The organism is Haloferax sp. SDI50 (assembly GCF_059802635.1).
Genome location: NZ_JBPULL010000003.1, coordinates 139,095 through 158,383 on the forward strand (window position 1 = coordinate 139,095; position 19,289 = coordinate 158,383).

At 65.9% G+C, this 19,289-nt stretch carries 17 protein-coding genes and 1 CRISPR repeat array; of the genes, 4 read left to right on the forward strand and 13 right to left on the reverse strand.

What is annotated here, in order from left to right; all coding sequences use genetic code 11:
• Positions 1 to 405, forward strand: a complete 405-nt coding sequence (locus tag ACSR87_RS17700) for a CBS domain-containing protein (RefSeq protein WP_498531522.1) — start codon at positions 1 to 3, stop codon at positions 403 to 405.
• Between the two features lie 27 nt (positions 406 to 432).
• Here the strand turns inward: ACSR87_RS17700 and surE are convergent, their stop codons facing one another.
• A complete protein-coding gene (gene surE, locus ACSR87_RS17705; RefSeq protein ID WP_498531523.1) occupies positions 433 to 1,320 on the reverse strand; it encodes a 5'/3'-nucleotidase SurE in 888 nt (295 codons plus the stop codon).
• Between the two features lie 403 nt (positions 1,321 to 1,723).
• Here surE and ACSR87_RS17710 point away from each other — a divergent pair, with 403 nt between their 5' ends.
• Positions 1,724 to 2,020 (forward strand): winged helix-turn-helix domain-containing protein, encoded by a 297-nt coding sequence (locus ACSR87_RS17710; protein WP_004043146.1) that lies wholly within the window; start codon positions 1,724 to 1,726, stop codon positions 2,018 to 2,020.
• Between the two features lie 54 nt (positions 2,021 to 2,074).
• On the opposite strand, the gene ACSR87_RS17715 is transcribed toward ACSR87_RS17710, so the two are convergent.
• The 10 genes from ACSR87_RS17715 to ACSR87_RS17760 all read right to left on the reverse strand — a co-directional run bounded on the left by ACSR87_RS17715 (position 2,075) and on the right by ACSR87_RS17760 (position 13,042).
• A complete protein-coding gene (locus ACSR87_RS17715; RefSeq protein WP_498531524.1) occupies positions 2,075 to 3,112 on the reverse strand; it encodes a lipid II:glycine glycyltransferase FemX in 1,038 nt (345 codons plus the stop codon).
• Positions 3,113 to 3,200: 88 nt separating this feature from the next.
• A complete protein-coding gene (locus tag ACSR87_RS17720) occupies positions 3,201 to 4,289 on the reverse strand; it encodes a lipid II:glycine glycyltransferase FemX (protein ID WP_498531525.1) in 1,089 nt (362 codons plus the stop codon).
• Positions 4,290 to 4,559: 270 nt separating this feature from the next.
• The gene (locus ACSR87_RS17725) at positions 4,560 to 5,876 is read right to left on the reverse strand and encodes an antibiotic ABC transporter permease (protein ID WP_498531526.1); all 1,317 of its coding nucleotides are present in this window, start codon (positions 5,874 to 5,876) and stop codon (positions 4,560 to 4,562) included.
• A gap of 96 nt (positions 5,877 to 5,972) precedes the next feature.
• A complete protein-coding gene (locus ACSR87_RS17730; RefSeq protein ID WP_498531527.1) occupies positions 5,973 to 6,977 on the reverse strand; it encodes a polysaccharide deacetylase family protein in 1,005 nt (334 codons plus the stop codon).
• A gap of 43 nt (positions 6,978 to 7,020) precedes the next feature.
• Positions 7,021 to 8,106: a non-hydrolyzing UDP-N-acetylglucosamine 2-epimerase gene (gene wecB, locus ACSR87_RS17735; protein WP_498531528.1), complete on the reverse strand. Its 1,086-nt coding sequence runs from the start codon at positions 8,104 to 8,106 to the stop codon at positions 7,021 to 7,023.
• Positions 8,103 to 9,545: a nucleotide sugar dehydrogenase gene (locus tag ACSR87_RS17740; RefSeq protein ID WP_498531529.1), complete on the reverse strand. Its 1,443-nt coding sequence runs from the start codon at positions 9,543 to 9,545 to the stop codon at positions 8,103 to 8,105. Before ACSR87_RS17740 ends, wecB begins: the two co-directional genes overlap by 4 nt.
• Complete coding sequence (locus tag ACSR87_RS17745; protein ID WP_498531530.1) at positions 9,542 to 10,600, reverse strand: Gfo/Idh/MocA family oxidoreductase; 1,059 nt, start codon at positions 10,598 to 10,600, stop codon at positions 9,542 to 9,544. Before ACSR87_RS17745 ends, ACSR87_RS17740 begins: the two co-directional genes overlap by 4 nt.
• Positions 10,597 to 11,700: a DegT/DnrJ/EryC1/StrS family aminotransferase gene (locus ACSR87_RS17750; RefSeq protein WP_498531531.1), complete on the reverse strand. Its 1,104-nt coding sequence runs from the start codon at positions 11,698 to 11,700 to the stop codon at positions 10,597 to 10,599. Before ACSR87_RS17750 ends, ACSR87_RS17745 begins: the two co-directional genes overlap by 4 nt.
• Positions 11,697 to 12,272, reverse strand: a complete 576-nt coding sequence (locus ACSR87_RS17755; protein WP_008572437.1) for an acyltransferase — start codon at positions 12,270 to 12,272, stop codon at positions 11,697 to 11,699. The genes ACSR87_RS17750 and ACSR87_RS17755 overlap by 4 nt, the downstream gene beginning before the upstream one ends.
• Before the next feature lie 182 nt (positions 12,273 to 12,454).
• On the reverse strand, positions 12,455 to 13,042 hold the full coding sequence (locus tag ACSR87_RS17760) for a metal-dependent hydrolase (protein WP_498531532.1): 588 nt from the start codon (positions 13,040 to 13,042) through the stop codon (positions 12,455 to 12,457).
• A gap of 324 nt (positions 13,043 to 13,366) precedes the next feature.
• Between ACSR87_RS17760 and ACSR87_RS17765 the strand changes: the two genes are divergently transcribed.
• Together ACSR87_RS17765 and ACSR87_RS17770 are read left to right on the forward strand one after the other, a co-directional pair.
• Complete coding sequence (locus ACSR87_RS17765) at positions 13,367 to 14,446, forward strand: DUF354 domain-containing protein (RefSeq protein WP_498531533.1); 1,080 nt, start codon at positions 13,367 to 13,369, stop codon at positions 14,444 to 14,446.
• A gap of 194 nt (positions 14,447 to 14,640) precedes the next feature.
• Complete coding sequence (locus ACSR87_RS17770; protein ID WP_498531534.1) at positions 14,641 to 15,699, forward strand: glycosyltransferase family 4 protein; 1,059 nt, start codon at positions 14,641 to 14,643, stop codon at positions 15,697 to 15,699.
• A gap of 113 nt (positions 15,700 to 15,812) precedes the next feature.
• Positions 15,813 to 17,932: a CRISPR direct-repeat array (repeat unit 30 nt; unit sequence GCTTCAACCCAACAAGGGTTCGTCTGAAAC).
• A 100-nt stretch (positions 17,933 to 18,032) separates the two neighbouring features.
• Here the strand turns inward: ACSR87_RS17770 and cas2 are convergent.
• On the reverse strand, positions 18,033 to 18,293 hold the full coding sequence (gene cas2 / locus ACSR87_RS17775; protein WP_498531535.1) for a CRISPR-associated endonuclease Cas2: 261 nt from the start codon (positions 18,291 to 18,293) through the stop codon (positions 18,033 to 18,035).
• Between the two features lies 1 nt (position 18,294).
• The gene (cas1b, locus tag ACSR87_RS17780) at positions 18,295 to 19,287 is read right to left on the reverse strand and encodes a type I-B CRISPR-associated endonuclease Cas1b (RefSeq protein ID WP_498531536.1); all 993 of its coding nucleotides are present in this window, start codon (positions 19,285 to 19,287) and stop codon (positions 18,295 to 18,297) included.
• Between the last annotated feature and the right edge of the window lie 2 nt (positions 19,288 to 19,289).

A 19,289-nucleotide genomic window follows, 5' to 3' on the forward strand; every position in this document is an offset into this window, starting at 1 on the left:
ATGGAAGACGTATTCGTCGCGAGACTCATGTCCACGACTCTCCACACGGTCACGCCAGACACGCTCGTCGAAGACGCGGCGCAGTTGATTCTCGACAACAACATCAGTTCGGTCATCGTCGTCGACGAGAACAACCGGCTCGAAGGCATCCTGACGACGACGGACTTCGTCGACATCGTCGCCAAGAGCCAGCCGAAAGCGCAGACGACCGTCGAGCGGTACATGACCACGGACGTCATCACCGCGGGCGCGCAGGACTCCATCCTCTCCGTCGCAGAGTCGATGACAGAACACGGCTTTCACCACATGCCCGTCGTCGACGAGGAGGAGGGCGTCATCGGGATGGTTGCCACGTCGGACCTCGCCGCGTACCTCTCGCAGACCGGGCAGTTGGCGCGGTCGTAACGCGGTCGCTTCCGGCTGACTTCCGCGCTACTCCACCTGTTCGGAGAGGCTCTCGACGATGCTCGCCAGCCGCGGGTCCGTCGCGTGGCCGTGGTGGACCGCGAGGGGCGAGACGCTTACCTCACCGTCGACCATCGCGCGGCGGTCGCTCCCGACCGGATAGCGGTCGCGGTGTTCGTCGTCGAGCGGGAACGGGTTCTCGAAGCCGACGGAGTCCGGCCACGAAATGTCCTGTAACCGGACGTACACCTCGTCGTCGTCGAGGTCGTGCTCGCGGTCGCCGTCCGGGAGCGCGCCGGCGTCCGGGTCGTGGTCGACCTGCTGGTCGTAGTCCGCGAAGGGGCGGGTCACGCGCATCCGGGGGCTCGGCACGTCGGCGGGGGCGTTGACGTTCAGGAGGTCGACTTCGTCGAACACGTCGGTGCCGAAGACGCGCTCGGTCAGGGCGCGGGCGACCCGCGCGGGGCGGGAGAAGTCGTACTCTTCGGGCGGGTGACAGAAGAAGTCCCGGGCGTGGTAGCTGGAGACGGCGATGGCGGGCGTCCCGAGGAACGCGGCCTCGACGCCCGCGCCGACGGTTCCCGACCGGCCGACGACGTAGTTGCCCGCGTTCGGGCCGTCGTTGATACCGGAGACGACGATATCGAAGTCGGCGTCGAGGCCGCGAAGGGCGTAGGCGACGCAGTCCGCGGGGGTTCCTTCGAGAGCGTACCCCCACGGGTGGTCGCGGCGGACCGCGTGTTCGTTGCGGGCGCGGCCGACGCCGCTTTGGTTCTCGGCGGGCGCGACGACGGTCACGTCGCCGACGGCGGTGAGTTCCTCGCGCATGGCGGCGATGCCGGGCGCGTCGATGCCGTCGTCGTTGGTGAGGAGGATTCGAAGCGAAGACGAGGAGTCGGTCATCGAGTCGTGCATTTCCGCCGGTCGCCGTAGCTATTCCGGATTCTGAGCCGAGGTCGCGTCCTCCCCCGCGTCGCCGCGCCGCTGCACCGCCGCGTCGTCGTCGACCGCCGAGCCTACTCCATGCCGACGGCCGCTCGACCGAACTCCTGTCAGCGTGACATCCACAAAACCGAGACACTCAGGAATAGACGAATATAATTCAAACGATGACTTTATGTAATTAAGTTCGTACTAACGAACGAATGCGCACCGAACCGATGCGGCCGGCACGCCGGGCACCCGCCGACATCGCGGTTAACGTTCCGTTAACTCGTCTGTTTTCGGTAGTTTCGTCTCTGTCACGGTCGGCGGTCCCGTCCTCGTTGGCTGTCACGACCGCCGACCGCCCCGCCGCCCTAAGCGAGGTGAGCGTTGCGTGAGCTCCGTCGGTGGAACCGACGACGTGCCGTGGGACGACGTGGGCTTCGTCATCAGCTCTCGCTACCGCGTCTCCGTTCTCGATAGACTCTCGGAGGGGCCGGCGACGCCGACGCAAATCGCCACCGACTCCGAGAGCGCGGTCGCCCACGTCTCGCGGGCGTTACAGGAACTCAGAGACCGCTCGCTCGTGGAACTGCTCGTCCCGGAACAGCGCCGAAAAGGGCGGGTGTACGGTATCACCGACGACGCCGAGAACATCTGGCACGTCATCCAAACACAGCAGATGGCGTGAGCGCGGTCGCCCGCGTCTCGCGGGCGCTGCGGCGCGTCGTGTGACCCCGACGACTCACTTCGTGGCGATTCGCTCCGACCCCTTGTTCAGGAGCTGGTAGGTCCGCTTTGCGAGGTTCATCCCGACGCCGGTCGACTCGACGACGTAGTACGGGACGAGTTCGCCGCCGAACTTGGATTTGTAGTTGCAGAGCCGCTCCGTGTTCGCGCCGACGAGGTCGTACTTCGTGACCGACGCGAGCGCCTCGTCCTCGACGATGTCCTCGATGATGGTCCAGTGGAGCAGGCTGTTGATGCTGACGCCGTCGTACTCCCCGCGCGCGCCGCCGAGCCAGAAGTAGCCCACCTCGGCGGAGAAGGGGACTATCATCCCGCTGAGATACTCGCCGTCGGGGTCGCGGGCGACGTACACCCGGCACCGGTCGCCGAGGTTCTCGACCAGCGACTCGACGAACTCCCACGGCATCCCGAACGGTTCGTCCTGCTCGTCGTACCGCGAGACCACGTCGTCGTAGACGACGCGAGCGCCGTCGAGTCCCTCGTCCGCGATGGTGATGTCGAGTTCGCGCGCCTGTCGAATCTCGCGTCGGAGGCTGCTGCTGAACCGGGCCTGTATCTCGTCGAGCGAGCGCCCGTCGAGGTCGAGCCGGTAGGTAAACGAGGGTTTGACCGCGAAGCCGGTCCACTCGAACGGGCGGGGGTCGAGGTACGCCGGCGAACAGAGCAGGCGGACGAACGTCCGGTTCGAGCGGATGCCGAGCTCCTCGACCACGAGGTCAGCGAACTCGCGGTTCACCGACTCGTAGGCGCTCTGTTTCGGGCTGCTCGGCATCATCACCGGGCCGATGTACGGAATCGCCATCGACGGCGGCGGCGAGACGACGACCCGTCCGAGGGGGTTTCGGCGGACGAACGTCGGGAACAGCGCGACCGGCTCTTGGCCCTTGAAGACGCCGAACAGGTGCATTTCGCCGTCGAAGTGCTCGTCGATGGCGGCGAGCACCGCGGGGGTGTGGAAGACTTCGGTGCCCGACGCGGGGAGCGCGGCTCCCCACTCGTCGAGGCTCAGGGGTTCGATACGGAGTTGTGACATGTGTCGTGGTCGTGTGGGTGGGTGGTCATCGGTCGGTGCGTAGGTTGACGCGTCGGTCGGTGCGTCGGGCGGTACGTCGGATGGGTCGTCATCGGTGGAGGAACCCCGAGACGAGCCGCGACGGGAGGCTCGTCCCGTTTCCCCGGGACAGCATCTCGATGCCGGGGCCGAGGCGGCTCTTGTACAGGTGCGCGATGGTTCTGACCGGGAGCGCGCCGTGTTCTATCTGGTAGAACGTGACGAGTTCGGGGTTGTACTTGCTCTTGTAGCGGTTGAGCCGGCGGTTGTTCGCGCCGACGAGGTCGTAGCGGCGCATCCCGGCGTCCATGCCGTCGCGCATGATGCGCCAGTCCAGTAGGTCGTTGACATCGATGCCGAAATCGAACTGGGGACGGACGCCGCCGAGCCAGCGGTAGAGCGTGTCCCCGTACTGGAGGACGACGATTCCGCTCACGAACGCCCCGTCGTACCGGAAGACGTAGGGCCGGACCTGCCCCGTCGGAAGCGCGTCGTACAGGTCCATGACGAACTGCGGCGGCACGTCGAACGACAACTCCTGTTCCTCGTAGCGGTTCTTGACCAGCGTGAGAATCGAACAGATGTCGTCGCGGTCGCCCTCCTCGATACCCGAGACGAGCTTTCGACCGTCGCGGATGTTCCGGCGGGCGCTCCGGCTGAACGACATGAGGAGGTCGTCCTCGCCGCGGGTCAGGTCGACGTTGTAGGTGTACTTCGGCGACACGTCGCAGCCGCCCCACAGGAACGTCCGCATGTCGGTGTAGTAGTCACCGACGCGGACGTGCGTGTAGCTCGGGCCGATGTGTTCGCCCAGCCACTCGGTACAGCCGTCGATGAACTGGTTCCGGCGGCGCTCGAACTTCCGGCTCTTGATGTTGCCGGCGTCGAGCATCACCGGTCCGAGGTAGGGGACGCCGATGTGCGGCGGCGGCGAGAACGCCGTCTTGACCAGCCCCTTTCGAATCTCGAAGACGGGGAACAGGCCGACCGGCTCCTCGGTCTTGTAGCCGACCAGCAGGTGGAGCTTCGAGTTCGAGTAGTTCGCTTGGAGCCGAAGCGCCTCGTACTGGTGAAAGAGGCTGGCCTGACTCGACCGCTCGACGTACGTGTCCCACTCGTCGCGGTCGCGGTCGTCGAACTCGACGATTTCGATGGTCATAGACTGCGGGCCGACCGGCGGTCTTCGCACTGCGTCCGTTGTCGTCGACAGCATCGGTTCCGGGCGACGCCTCCGAGGCGTCCGGACCGACAGAACCGGCCGAAATAAGCTGATTCACCGGCCGATTCGGCGGCCCCGTAAATCGACCCGCGATTCGGCCGGGTCGCGTCGGCGTGTATCATTCGAAAAGACATTCTCGAACTACTGTGACGGGAGGACGGGGATTTGTTATGAAGCGACTAGCCGGCGTTCGCGCCGGCCTACACGCCGTCAGGGACTCTCTGCCGCCGCCCGTAGGCGCTCGATACCGTCGGCGTCGATGCCGTAGCCGTGCGTCGGTACCCCGGAGATTCTGGTGGCCACGTACTCGGCGATGGCGTAGGCCATCCACGCCTGACACCACCGCATGAGCGTCATGCGCTTGGTGTAAAAGCGGTGTTTGCGGAAGTAGAACCGCCCCTCGGACGGGACGTACATGTTCGCGAGCGCCCAGTCGATGGCGCGCTCGGCGCGGTCGTACTGCCCGGCGTAGGTGAACACGAGGATGCCCTGCGCCGTCGCGTGGATGTCTCGGGGGTAGGGGTTTTCCTCGTCGAAGTTGGGCGCGCCGTCCTCGTCGAACAGCTCGCGGGCGTAGAAGTCGAGGCCGCGGGCGAGCGTCTCGTCGTACCGGCCGCTTTCGACGACCTGCTCGTAGCGCTGGAAGCACTCGATGATGAAGCCGTTGTGGTGGTTGTCCATCGAGAGATGCGAGGCGCTCGCGGGCTCGCGGTAGTACCACCCGCCGCGGTCGGTCTGCTTCGACGCGACGAAGTCGTACACCTTCTCGGCGCGTTCGAGCAGTTCCTCGTCACCGAAGTGGTCGTACAGCTCGACGAACAGCCGCGCGCCGATGGCCAGCGCGTTGAGCGTGTAGCTGTCCTTCGGGTGCGAGAGGTAGTAGTCCATGACCGCGCCGTCGTCTTTCGGCCGGTAGTTGAGGTCGTCGAGCATCACGTCCACGGCGGTCTTGGCGATGTCCGGGTAGTCGGGGTCGAACTCCCGGCCCGCGAGGAGCGCCTTGACGCCGTAGGCCGTCGAGACGATGTTCGGTGAGTGCGGAATCCCCGACCGCGGGCCGTTGCGACCGGAGATGTGCTGGATGACGTGGCGGTGGCTGCCGGCGAAGCCGCTGTATCCTTTGGCCTGGTTCTCGACGAGCCACTCCGTCAGCGCCGCCGCGTCCTCGCGGTACGTCTCCGCCGGGCGGTCGCCGTCGAACCACTCGGCCAACTGGGCGCGGGTCCGGTTCGCCATGGCGAACAGCGTGATGCCCTTGAAATTCCGGCGTTGCTCCACGAGGAACAGCGGGCGGACGTTGACGGGCGAGCGCTTGATGAACTCCTGGACCGCGAGGTTGAACCAGCGGTTGTCGATGGGGACCGAAAGCAGGAGCCTGCTACTCATGCCGTCGCCGTAGTCCCAACCCTTGTAGTCGCGGTCGCGGGCGTAGTCGAGCACGTCGTCGAGCACGTCGACGTACCGCTGGAGTCGTTCCGTGTCGGCCGCGTCGTCCCCGTCGCGGTGATACTGCGTTGGTTGTTTCATGGTACAGAATAGCCTCTCTGAAGGGTGTTGGCTGTCCGAGAGGTCGCCCGCTCGTGGCTTTGTTATGGGGCCGATACCGACCGACGACGCCGGATTCTACGGCGAGAGCGAGCGGTTCGCGCCGCCGGCGGTCGCGTTGTCGGTAGTCGCGCTGTCGGTCGCTCTCCCGTCCGATTCCTCGCCGGCATCGTCGGAGTCGCTGGAATCGCGCTCGGCGAGGAACTCGCGGTAGTAGTCCGCGACGGGGCCGACCCACGCGCCGCGGTCGAGCGCCCGTTCGACGATGCGGCGGTAGAGCCGGCGGTAGCCGGGGAACTCGTCTTCGTTGAAGTACCGCGGGTGCCACAGCACCGTCATCACGGCGTCGTTCGCCTCGGCCTCGTCGAGGAGGCGCTCGCACTCGGCCCACGCCTCGTCGAACGCCGACCCGGGGTCGGGAAGCGACACCTCCATCAGCGTCAGCGGGAAGACGACGAAGTCGTCGTCGAAGGGTCTGAACGGCCGGTAACCGTGTTGGAAGCCGTGTTCCGAACTCGACCCGGGACTGGCGTCGTACTTCAGGCCGAGTTCGCGGTGGTAGCGCCACGTGTTCGGCCCGAGTTTGAGGTGGTGCTGGCGGCCGCCGACGACCTCGTGGCCGAGCACCGCTTCGAGTTCGCGCTTCTCGGTCCGGAGGCGGTCGAAGTCGTCGCACGACCGGAACGAGCCGTGGATGCCGACCTCCCAGCCTCCCTCGTCGAGGTCGCGGACGGCGTCGGCTATCGACGCCGAATCGAGGTCGTACCGGCCGAGGTGCTCGACCCAGTTTTTCGGTTCGAGCCAGTCCGACAGCGACCCCGTTTCGAGGAGGCTCGGCTCGTTGAGGAAGTAGAACGACGAGCGGACGCCGAGGTCGCGTTCGAGCGCCACGATATCCTCGAACTGCCAGTAGGGGTTCTCCCGCCGGAGGAGCGTCCGAAGGTGGTAGCCGGGGTTCGACTTCGCCGCGTAGTACAACCCCTGATACGTCTTGTACGGGCGGTCCACGTCGTGAGTCAGACAGACCGCGAAGCCGGGACCGGAGCCGGGTTCGCCGGGCCCGCTCGGTTCCGAGGCGGTCACGCGCGACTCACTTCGCGCGTCCGCATCTCCGTCCCCCTTCCGCTCACGCATACTCGTACTCCGAGAGCGCGGCGACGATTCGCTCGGCGGCGCTCCCGTCGCCGTACAGCGAGGGCTTTTCGGGAAGCGGGTCGTCGTCGGCCAGCGCCGCCCGAATCGCGGCCGCGTCCGCGCCGACGAGGGCGTTCCAGCCGGCGTCGACGGTCTCGGTCCACTCGGTCTCGTCGCGGAGCGTGAGACACCGGGTGTCGAGGTAGAACGCCTCCTTCTGGACGCCGCCGGAGTCGGTGGCGACGCGCTCCGCGCCGTCGAGCAAGCGGACGAAGTCGAGGTAGCCGACCGGCTCCACGAGGACGACGTTCTCGGCGTCGGCGAGCCGCGACCAGAGGCCGCTGGCTTCGAGCGCGCCCTCGGTCCGGGGGTGGACCGGGAACACGACCGGGAGCTCCGACGATACGAGCCCCTCCACGATGCCTTCGAGGCGGTCGCGGTCGTCGGTGTTGGCGGCGCGGTGGACCGTCGCGAGGACGTACTCGCCGTCTCGGAGGTCGAGTCCGTCGAGTATCGACGACCGCTCGCGGGCGGCCTCGCGGACCCGGAGGACGGCGTCGTACTGCACGTCGCCGGTGACGGAGACGCCGTCGCGGATGCCCTCGGCCGCCAGCGTCTCGGCGGCCGACTCGGAGGGCGCGAACAGCAGGTCCGAGCAGTGGTCCGTGAGCACGCGGTTGACCTCCTCGGGCATCGCCCAGTTGTGGCTCCGCAGGCCGGCCTCGACGTGCGCCAGCGCGGGGTCGCGCTTCGCGGCCACGAGCGCCGCCGCGAGCGTGGAGTTGGTGTCGCCGTAGACGAGCACCACGTCGGGCTCCTCGTCGGCGACGACGGCGTCCAGCCGGGTCATCATCTCGGCGGTCTGGGCGGCGTGGCCGCCCGAGCCGACCCCGAGGTTGTAGTCTGGCTCGGGGATGGCGAGTTCGTCAAAGAACACGCCCGACATCGACTCGTCGTAGTGCTGGCCGGTGTGGACGAGTACCTCGTCGTGGTCGCGTCTGAGCGCGTCGGAGACGGGAAACGCCTTGATGAACTGCGGGCGCGCGCCGACGACCGAGAGCACCTTGAGACGGCTCATCGGCCCGACCCTCCGTGCGGCGCGTCGGCCGCAATCTCGGTGTCGGCGTCGTCGTCGGCGTTGGTGTCGGCCGACGACCCGCCCCGCGGTCCGCCGCCGATTTCGTACACGCGGTGGCCGATGTCGCCGAGGGCGCCGCGGCCGTCGACGACGACGAGGTCGTCGAAGGCGGTCCAGTCGATGCCGTCGAACTCCTCGTGCGGCGTGACGACCACGGCCGCGTCGAGCGCGTGAGTCGGTAGGTCGGCGAGCGCGACGGGGGTCGCGCCGAACGAGGCGACGACCTCGTCGGAGAGCATCGGGTCGACCGCGAGGACGGTCGCGCCGAGGTCGTTCAGTCGGTCGATGACGCCCGCGGCGGGCGTCGCGCGGGTCTCGGCGACGCCGGGGCGGTAGGTGACGCCGAGGACGGCGACGGTTGCGCCTTCGATGTCGCGTCCCGCCGCGGCCAGTTCGTCGCGGAGCTTGTCGGCGGTGAACGCCGGCATGCTGTCGTTGACTTCGCGGGCGGTCAGGAGCAGGGGCGTCTCGGCCGCAACCCGGCTCGTGATGAAGTACGGATACCACGGGATGCAGTGGCCGCCGACGCCCGGGCCGGGCGCGTGGATGTCGCAGTACGGCTGGGTGTTGGCCGCGTCGATGGCCTCGGTCACGTCGATGCCGAGGTCGTCGCGGAGCCGCGCGAGTTCGTTGGCGAGCGCGATGTTCACGTCGCGGTAGACGCCCTCGAACAGTTTCACGGCCTCCGCGGTCGTCGCGTCGCGCACGGGAATCACCTCGTTCGAGGTAAGCTCGCCGTAGACGAGCGCCGCGACGCGGGTGCTCTCGGCGTCGACGCCGCCGACGATTTTCGGGTGCGACTCGGTGATGTCGCGGAGCGCCCGGCCCGACGAGGTCCGTTCGGGGCAGAACGCCACGCCGAACGCGCCGGCCGAGAGGCCGCTTCGGTCCGCGAGATACGGGACGACGAGGTCTTTGCTCGTCCCCGGCGGGACGGTGCACTCGACGACGACGAGGTCGCCGGGCGCGAGGCCCCGCGCGATGCTGTCGAGGACGGCCTCGAACGCCGCGAGGTCGGGTTCGCGGTCGTCGGTCAGCGGGGTCGGAACGATGATGACGTGAACCGCGGCTCCCTCGGCCGCCGCGACGCCGTCGGTGGTCGCCCGGAGCGCGCCGCGGTCGGCCTGTTCTGCGACTAATTCGGGGAGTCCCGGCTCCTTCGCCACGTGGCACTCGCCGTCGTTGACGCCGCGGACCACGTCCTCGCTGATGTCGACGCCGGTGACGTTGCCCGTCGCACGAGCGTAGACGGCCGCCAGCGGGAGGCCCATCTTCCCGAGGCCGTACACCGCGACGGGGACCTCGCCGGCGCGCAGGGCCCGCGTCTGTTCGTCGGGTGAGCGGTCGGAGCCGTACAGTCCGGTATGCTCGCGGCTCACCGTTGACCCTCCGAGGGTTCCGTCGTCTCAGCGTTCTCCGCGCTCTCCGCGGTCTCGATGCTCTGAACCGTCGATTCGGCGTCGACCTCGATGCGCCGGGCGAGTTCGATGGCGCGCAGGCCGTCGGCCGGCGAGACGAGGACCGGGCCGCCGTCGGTCGCGGCGTCCACGAACGCCTGTAACTCGCGTTTCAGCGGCTCGCCGGTGGAAATCATCGGCTGTTCCATCACCACTTCGTGGCGGTAGCGGACGCCCCCGTTGTCACGGAGGTAGTCCGGGCGCGACTGGCGGAAAATCTGGACCGACTGGTTCAGGTAATCGACCCGAATGAGCCGGTCGCGCGCGGTGATGTCGAGGGTCCGCGTCTTCTGCTGGGTGAGCCGACTCGCCGTGAGCGAGGCGATGACACCGTTCTCGAAGGTCACCTGCGCCGTCGCGTACTGCTCGTCGGGCGTGGCGGTCGCGGCCACGCGGTCGGCCTCGGCGTCGACCAGCGAGAGCACCACGTCGATGTCGTGAATCATGAGGTCCATGACGACGCCGTCGCCCATCTCGCGGTTCAGCGGCGGGCCGAGTCTGTTCGCGGTGATGGCGATGGGTTCGACGCCGTCGAGGAGGTCGGGGAGGGCGCGGACGGCCGGGTTGAACCGCTCGATGTGGCCGACTTGGAGCACGACGCCGCGCTCTTCTGCGAGCGCGGCCAACTCCGCGCCGACGCCGAGGTCGTCGACGAAGGGTTTCTCGACGAGCGCGTGGACGCCCGCGTCGATACACTGCCGGGCGACCGCCGCGTGGTAGGGCGTCGGCACCGCGACGGTTACCACGTCGACGCGGTCGAGTAGGTCGTCGATGCCGTACGCGTCGGTGCCGAAGTCGGCCGCAACCTCGGCGGCGCGCTCCGTGTCCGCGTCGGCGACGCCGACCAGTTCGACGCCGCGAAGCTCCGCGTAGACCCGCGCGTGGTTGGTCCCCATCGACCCGACGCCGATGACGCCCGCTCGAACCGGGCGCTCGCGGCCGCCGTCGGCGCGGAGTCCGGCGGATTTTCGGCTCACCTCGCCACCTCCGCGTAGTTGGCGACCGCAGTTCCGACGCGCTCCACGTCGGCCTCGCTGAGACCGGGGTGGACCGGCAACGAGAGCACCCGTGTCGCGGCCTCTTCCGCGACGGGGGCCGACACCGTGAGGTGTTCGTACGCGGGCTGTTTGTGGACGGGCTTCGGGTAGTAGACGCCCGTCGCGATGCCCTTCGCGTCGAGGTACGATTTGAGGGCGTCGCGCTCGATGCCGTCGCAGGCAACGGTGTACTGGTGGAAGACGTGGGTCCGGCCCGGCGGCGTGTGTGGCGTCGTGACCGGCGAGTCTTCGAGGTACTCGGTGAGCGCGGCGGCGTTGGCCTGTCTCGCGCGGGTGAACTCGGGGAGGCGTTCGAGCTGGACTCGGCCGATGGCCGCGGCGATGCTCGTCATGCGGAAGTTGTGGCCGACCTCGGCGTGTTCGTAGCCGGAGACGCGGCCGTGGTCCACGAACCGGGCGGCGCGCTCGGCGACGTCGGCGTGGGTGGTCGTAATCATGCCGCCCTCGCTCGTGGTCATGTTCTTCGTCGGGTAGAACGAGAAGCACGCGGCGTCGCCGAAGGAGCCGACGCGCCGCCCCTCGACTGCCGCGCCGTGGGCCTGCGCGGCGTCCTCGACGAGCAGGAAGTCGTACTCCTCGGCGAGCTCCGCGAGGCGCGTCATGTCCGCCGGGAGGCCGTAGAGGTGGACCGCGATAACCGCGTCCACCCGCTCGCCGGCTCTGAGTCGCGCTTCGAGCGCGTCGGGGTCGATGTTGTACGTTCGGGGGTCGATGTCGACGAAGCCCACCTCAGCGCCCGCGAAGGCGACGGCGTTGGCCGTGGCGATGAACGTGAAGGGCGTCGTCAGGACGCGGTCGCCGGGGCCGACGCCGAGCGCGTGGAGCGCGGCGTGGAGCGCCGTCGTTCCGTTCGAGGTGGCGACGCCGTGGTCGGCTTCGCAGTAGTCGGCAAACTCCCGTTCGAAGCTCCGAACCTCGGGGCCGTCGGCTATCATGCCGCTTTCGAGGACGGCCGCGATTCGGTCCCGTTCCGCCGCCCCGAGCTGGGGCGCGGCGATTGTGATGTGGTCTGTGCTCATCGTCGTATCCTGTTTTCTCCCCGCAGTTGTTCCGGCAACTCGCGGTGGACGGCGGGGACGCCCACGGCGAGGGTTCGCGGCGGCACGTCGTTCACGACGAGCGCGCCGGCGGCGACGAACGCGCCCTCGCCGACCGTCACGCCGGGGAGGAGCGTCGCGTTCGCGCCGATTGAGGCGTGGTTTTCGATTCTCGGGCCGACCAGTTCCGCGTCGGTGCGGACCGGGTAGGGGTCGTTCGTCATCACCACGCCCGGCCCGACGAACACGTCGTCGCCGATGCGGGTGTTGGTGGGGATGTAGACGTTCGTCTGGATGCTCACGCGCGACCCGATGGTCGTGGTGCCGTCGACGACCGTCTCGGTCCCGAGGAGGACCCCGTCGCCGATGGTCGTGTGCTCGCGGACGAGAACGTTGTGGCCGGTGACGAAGTCGTCGCCGATGGTCACGTCGTCGTAGACGATGGTGCCGGCGCGGATTCGCGCCCGGTCACCGATGACCGGGTCGTCGCCGTCGCCGTAGCCGATGGTGACGCCGTCGTCGACGTGGGACTCGACGCCCACCTCGGCGCTCATCGTCGTTCACCTCGCGTCGGTCGCGCTCCGTCGGCCGTCTGTGTCGACTCGGCGGTCGGCCGAATCGACTGGAAAATCTGGAATCTCATATCATGTCGGCGGGGAGTCTGCCTGCCTTAGCGAAATTCAGTCTCGGTGAGGGCTTTGTTATGGAGTGATTGCCGCCCGGATTCCGGTCGCAGTCACTTCGTAACGCCGCGGCGGATTCCGGTCACGGAGCGTTTGAGAAGCGCCACGCCGGGCGCGCCGTCGCCGAGCCAGAGCCAGACGGCGCTCCCGAGCAACGCGAGTTCGAACGCGATCAGCACCCACGCCTCGGGCCGGCGGAGGAACACGACGAAGCGGCGCAGGTAGAACCACGTCTGGGCGAAGAAGCCCCCCATCGACGACTCGCTGCCGTGGGACAGCGGCCAGAGGAACGCCCGAATCACGCCGTAGTTCCCGAAGAAAAAGCCGTTATACAGCAGGTCTGCGGGGATGTGCGAGAGGTAGCCGAGGGCGAAGGCGACGCCCACCGTGGCCGCCCCGTACCGTCGCGCGACGGCCACGACGACTATCGAGACTGGAACCGAGACGAGAATCGAGTGCGCCATCGAGATACCGCTCGGGAGAATGCCGAACGACCACGCCAGCGGCTTGTCGACGAGGTCGGGAAACTGCGTTCCGACGACCACCGCCAGCGCGGCCCAGCCGTCGAGTCGCCGGCCGGTCACCCGCGCCCACAGCGAGACGAGGATGTAGCCGACGGCGGCGTGTTCCCACGGGAACATCAGCGGTCGCTCCGGGTCGTCGCGTTGGCGTCGGCGGTTCGTCGTCGCGGGGTAAGCGTCGAAATAGGCGTCTGAAACATTTGGCTTGTGGGGCGCGTCGCGGTCGGTTTGGAGGGCGGGGATGCTGTCCGCGTCGACGCAGACGGGCGAAACGGCGCGCGAGCGCCCGGTCAGGGAACCCGAGTGCTCGTCCGGATTTTGTTATGGCGACCGTAACGGCCTCGGGTCGGTCGTCGCGGCGGCGACTCGGCGTCTCTCCGACCGCTCGCAGCGGGTAGACGCCGTATAACTACTCCCGCGGGGCGCGTGGAACTGCCAGAGAGTATGCGATACCTGTTCTTCACCAACACGCCCGCGCACGTCCACCTCTACAAGTACGCCGTCAGAGAGCTTCAGGCGATGGGTCACGACGTGCTCGTCCTCGGCCGCGACTACGGCTGTACCAAGGACCTCCTCGAATACTACGACCTCCCCCACGAGATTTACGGCTCCTGCGGGACGACCAAGTACTCCCTTTTCAAATCGCTCCCGTTCCACTACGTCAACATCTTCCGGGCCGTGCGGCGGTTCAAGCCCGACCTCATCTTCGGAATGGGCGGCTACGCGGCCCACGCCGGGGCCGTCTCGCGGACGCCCGTGATACTCCTCCTCGACTCCGAGCCGACCTCGCTGGACCACGTCGTCTCCCGGCCGTTCGCCAAGGCGATTCTGACGCCCCACACCTTCGGGAAGGAACTCGCGGACAATCACTACCAGTTCCGCGGGTTCAAAGAGACCGCCTACCTCCACCCCGACGTGTACGAGCCCTCGGTCGACGTGCGCGCCGAACTCGGCCTCGACCCCGACGAGAAGTTCGTCGTCGTCCGGTTCAACGCGTTCGGCTCGCACCACGACGTTGGCCACGGCGGCTTCACGCCCGAGCGCCGCCGCGAACTCATCGAGCTGCTGGGCGAGCGCGCGACCGTCTTCGTCCTCGACGAGAGCGAGGAGCGCCGCGACGGCGACCTCGACACTCGGCCGTTCGACTTCCACCCCGCGCTCGTCCACGACGTGCTCGCGGAGGCGAGCCTGCTCGTCGCCGACACCCAGACCATGGTCACCGAGGCGGCGCTCCTCGGGACGCCCGCCATCCGGTCGAACTCCTTCGTCGGCGACGACGATATGGGCAACTTCGTCGAACTCGAACGGCGGGGGCTCATCTCCAACCTCAAATCGTTCGACGACGTGCTGGCCCGCGCCGACGAACTCCTCGCCGACGACGGCGCGAAGGCCCGCTGGGCCGCAAAGCGCGACGCGTTCCTCGCGGACAAAGTCAACCTCACCGACGTCATCGTCCAGGTGGCGCTGAACTACGGCTCCGTCGAGACGGTCGACTCGCTGACGCGACACAGTGTCCCGGCGTAGTCGGTCTCCCTCCGCGCGTTCCTCGCCTCTCCGCGGTCGTTCAATCGACCCATAACTAACCGCCGAACCACCGAATTTTCCCGCAGTGACCGGCGCGCCCGCGCCCGTCTCGACGCGTCTCACCTCACCTCGCGTCCGCGCCGCGTCCCGTGACTCGGTCCGCGACTCCTCGACTGCGACCCCAAACTTAACCCATGACACCCAAGCAAACACTCCTCATCGTCGGCCCGAAAGGCACCGGCGGCATCGACCGCTACATCACCGAACAGCGTCGCTACCTCGAAGACCGGATGGACGTGCGCGTCTACACCCGCTACACCGCACCGAAAGGCGAGGGGCTCGAACTCGCCGCGCGGATGCTCCTCTCGTCGCTCGTCGCTGTCGCCCTGTTTCCCTTCCAGCGACGCCCCGATATCGTCCACGTCCACTCGTCGCACACCTACTCGTTCTACCGCGCGGCGTTCTTCGCCCTGTTTTCGAAGTACGTCTGGCGGGTCCCGGTCGTCTTCCACATCCACGGCTCGTCGTTCGACGACTTCCTCGCCACCGACTCGCGGGTCGTCCGCCGGCTCCAGTCGCTCGTCTTCGACGCCGTCGACGACGTGGTCGTCCTCTCGGAGTACTGGCGCGGCCTCGTCTCCCGACTCGCCGGCGAGGAGAAAGTCCACGTCATGGCCAACGCCGTCGAACCCGCGGAGTACGACCCGACGTACCCGACCGACCCCGTCCACCTCGTCTTCGTCTCGAACCTCATCGAGCGCAAGGGTATCCGCGAGTTCCTCGACGCCGTCGAGAGACTCGAATCGACGCCCGGACTCGACTTCGAAGTGAGCATCGGCGGCCGCGGCCCCCACGCCGACCGCGCCGAGGCGGTCGCCGCCGCCCACGACAACGTCTCGTATCTCGGCTTCCTCTCCGAGGAAGACAAGCGCGACCTCATCAGCCGCGGGACCGTGTTCGTCCTCCCGACCTACGCCGAGGGGCTTCCCATCGCCATGCTCGAAGGCATGGCCGGCGGCAACGCCATCGTGACCACGCCCGTCGGGAGCATCCCCGAGGTCATCACCGACGACCGCGGGATTCTCGTCACACCGGGCGACGCCGAGGAACTGGCGCGCGCGCTCACCCGACTCGTCTCCGACCCCGAGGAGGCCGTCCGCATGGGCCGAACGAACCGGGCGGTCATCGAAGCGCGCTACTCCTGGCAGTCGAACGCGGACGAGTTGATGGCGATGTACGCCGAGGCGGCGTAGCGCCCGCGTCTGTTTCTTTCACGCGCTTTCGTCTTGATGACTCTCCGATTTAGTCCTACACGGACTCGTCTGGGACTCTCTTCGTTTGTAGTGGACTGAGCCCAGACCAATGAGCTTCAACCCAACAAGGGTTCGTCTGAAACTCGTACGTTCGAGAGGTGTTAAACTGATGCCTCAAAACGCTTCAACCCAACAAGGGTTCGTCTGAAACACACCAGCCTCACCGACGACGAGTTCCGCACCGTCGCTTCAACCCAACAAGGGTTCGTCTGAAACGCGCCCGTCCGTGTATCTAAAAGCGGTAGTTGCGCTTCAACCCAACAAGGGTTCGTCTGAAACAATCGGGATGTAGAGGCCGTCCGGTTGCACGAAGCTTCAACCCAACAAGGGTTCGTCTGAAACCGTCGAGGACGACCTGTTGCGTCGTCTGTTCCTCACGCTTCAACCCAACAAGGGTTCGTCTGAAACGCCACTCGCACGTGACGACATCCTCTCCGGGAGCGCTTCAACCCAACAAGGGTTCGTCTGAAACCCGAGGCCGACCACGACTTCCCCGTGTCGGTCTGGGTGCTTCAACCCAACAAGGGTTCGTCTGAAACTGCGGTGACGGTGTTCCCGACCGGGCGCTTCGGCGCGCTTCAACCCAACAAGGGTTCGTCTGAAACACTGGCGCGACGAGCCACGCGACGCCCCGGTCATCGCTTCAACCCAACAAGGGTTCGTCTGAAACCACACTCTACGAGCCGCAGGAGGACCGCATCGTCGCTTCAACCCAACAAGGGTTCGTCTGAAACCGTCAACCTGCCTCAGCGCGTCACTCAGCATCCGCTGCTTCAACCCAACAAGGGTTCGTCTGAAACGAGATAGAGCACGACAAGCGCCGCGCCGCCGATGAGCTTCAACCCAACAAGGGTTCGTCTGAAACCGTCGAACCTCCAGCCCGGCGGGGGCGACCAACTGACGCTTCAACCCAACAAGGGTTCGTCTGAAACGGTCGCTCGTCGACGACGACTCCTCGGTCGCTTCCGCTTCAACCCAACAAGGGTTCGTCTGAAACGAGTTTCGTGAGTTCGCCGGTGTAGTCGAGAGAGCCGCTTCAACCCAACAAGGGTTCGTCTGAAACCATCGATGGCCTCCGATTCGACATGCTGGACAACTCGCTTCAACCCAACAAGGGTTCGTCTGAAACGCTTCTGCGACGGTTTTGAGGAACGCGCCCCACCGGCTTCAACCCAACAAGGGTTCGTCTGAAACATGGATTCGTGGTTCCTCGACGCCGAGGACCCGCTGCTTCAACCCAACAAGGGTTCGTCTGAAACGACGTGTTGGAGACGCCGGAGGCCGTGACGACCTGGCTTCAACCCAACAAGGGTTCGTCTGAAACTGCGATCTTCACCACCCTGAAATAGGACCATGCGGTGCTTCAACCCAACAAGGGTTCGTCTGAAACGTGTTCCCGGCCGCCGAAGACCCGTCATGGACGGCCGCTTCAACCCAACAAGGGTTCGTCTGAAACAATCGGCACACGCGAGGATGATGCCGTCGTCTCCGACGCTTCAACCCAACAAGGGTTCGTCTGAAACACCCAGCGTTGGCGATTCAGGACCGCATCGAAGAACTGGCTTCAACCCAACAAGGGTTCGTCTGAAACAGCGGCCCAGATGACGTACACGATGCTTTCAGTCGGCTTCAACCCAACAAGGGTTCGTCTGAAACTGGTCGTCGTCGGCCTCCTCAAGCCACTCCTGGTCGCTTCAACCCAACAAGGGTTCGTCTGAAACCGTCGCCGCGTGCGCTTCGAACCCGGCTTCGGTGCTTCAACCCAACAAGGGTTCGTCTGAAACCACGTCCATGATCTCTTTCGGCTTCGCCCGACTCGTGCTTCAACCCAACAAGGGTTCGTCTGAAACCACCGTGGCATGCAGCCGACTCGGGTTGTTCGGCTGCTTCAACCCAACAAGGGTTCGTCTGAAACCTGGGGGGGATGGGGGCGATGGCTGCCATGGTGTCCGCTTCAACCCAACAAGGGTTCGTCTGAAACGCGCCGACGACCTCGGTCAAGACCTCAGCGACGGCTTCAACCCAACAAGGGTTCGTCTGAAACTCCGCCTCATGTTGCGCCACCGACCACAGTTGATGCTTCAACCCAACAAGGGTTCGTCTGAAACCGTCGGAGGACGACCGGCCACTCAACGAGACGGTCGCTTCAACCCAACAAGGGTTCGTCTGAAACCATGCCCGATATCATGGACACAGACCCTCTAAAGGAAGACTATGATAAAGAAGTTCCGTCGACCTTCAGTAACCCGATTCGACCGGGGGGTCGACGGAAGTCAGAGGAAGCGTTTCTCGTCGGTCGGGTCGTCGCCGTAGACCGAGCGGTCGAGAAGTGTGTCCGAGGACAGTTCGTAGATGATCGTTGACTCACCCGGCTTTAACAGGTCTTCGACCTCGTTTCGAAGCGTCACTAAGTCACCTTCGGAAATCTCGCCTTCGAGCACGGAATTCTGAACGTGCGTCAGATAGCGCCGCCCCAGTTTGAGCGCTTTGTGCGTCCGTTCGGCTTCGAGGTCGTACACCATCACGACGTACATCTCACCACCACCGTTCGAAGGGTTCGTATTCTTCGCCGGCCAACAGATGCTTCTTCAGTTTGTACGCTTCGAGTCGCATCAGGTACTGGTAGCTCACCTTGCGGTTGAGTTTCGGATGGTCGACGGTACGCTCAAGCATCTCTTCGAACGCTTTCGTGTACGTCTGTCGACCTCCTTCGTTGAGAAGGCAGGACCCGAGTTCAGTCTCGAAATCGTCCGGCGTAATCTGATTTCTGTTGATGAGTCGAAACAGCACCCGATCAGCGAGGACGGGTTTGAATAGGTCGGCGAGATCGAGCGATAGCGAGTAGCGACGCTCTCCGGGTTCGTGGAGATAGCTGATCGCTGGGTCGAGCGCAGTCGCGCGAATCGCCGTGACGCAATTGGCGTAGACGAGCGCGTTGCCGAACGAAATCAGGCTGTTAATCTCGTTCGGCGGCGGGTTGTATTCCCGGCGCTCCAACCGGAACTCGTCGGGGAGAATTCGATTGAAACTCCGGTAGTACGCCTTTCTGGCAGTCGCTTCCACGCCCATGAGTTCGTCAATCGGACGCGTCTGGTCGACGCGCGCCGACGCGGCGTCCAAATCGGCGATTTCGGTTTCTAACTCCCGGTTTCGGTTGTTGTAGTAGACGACGTTCGTCCGCATATTATGAATGCTCGCTGAGACGATTGCCGCCGCGAGCCGCCGCCTGTGGTCGGTGTCCTCGTACGCACGGACTTGCTCGACGACTGTTCGACCGGAGGTCTGCCCGCGCTTCGGCATCACCGAGCCCGCGTAGTAATCCTCCCAGCCAAAGACGTGGAGTGCGACCGTGCGCTGATTGAGAAACGACATCAGTCGGGTGTTGAAGTCGATTTGTCCGTGCAAGAAGAACGCCTCCGCGTTCTCTATCGGGACGTACTTCTTGTCGCCGGCTTCGGTGACGAGCCTGAGCGTGTCGTCGCTTCGTTCGAGTCGACCGTCGGAGAATACGTGATAGTTCCTGTCCATTG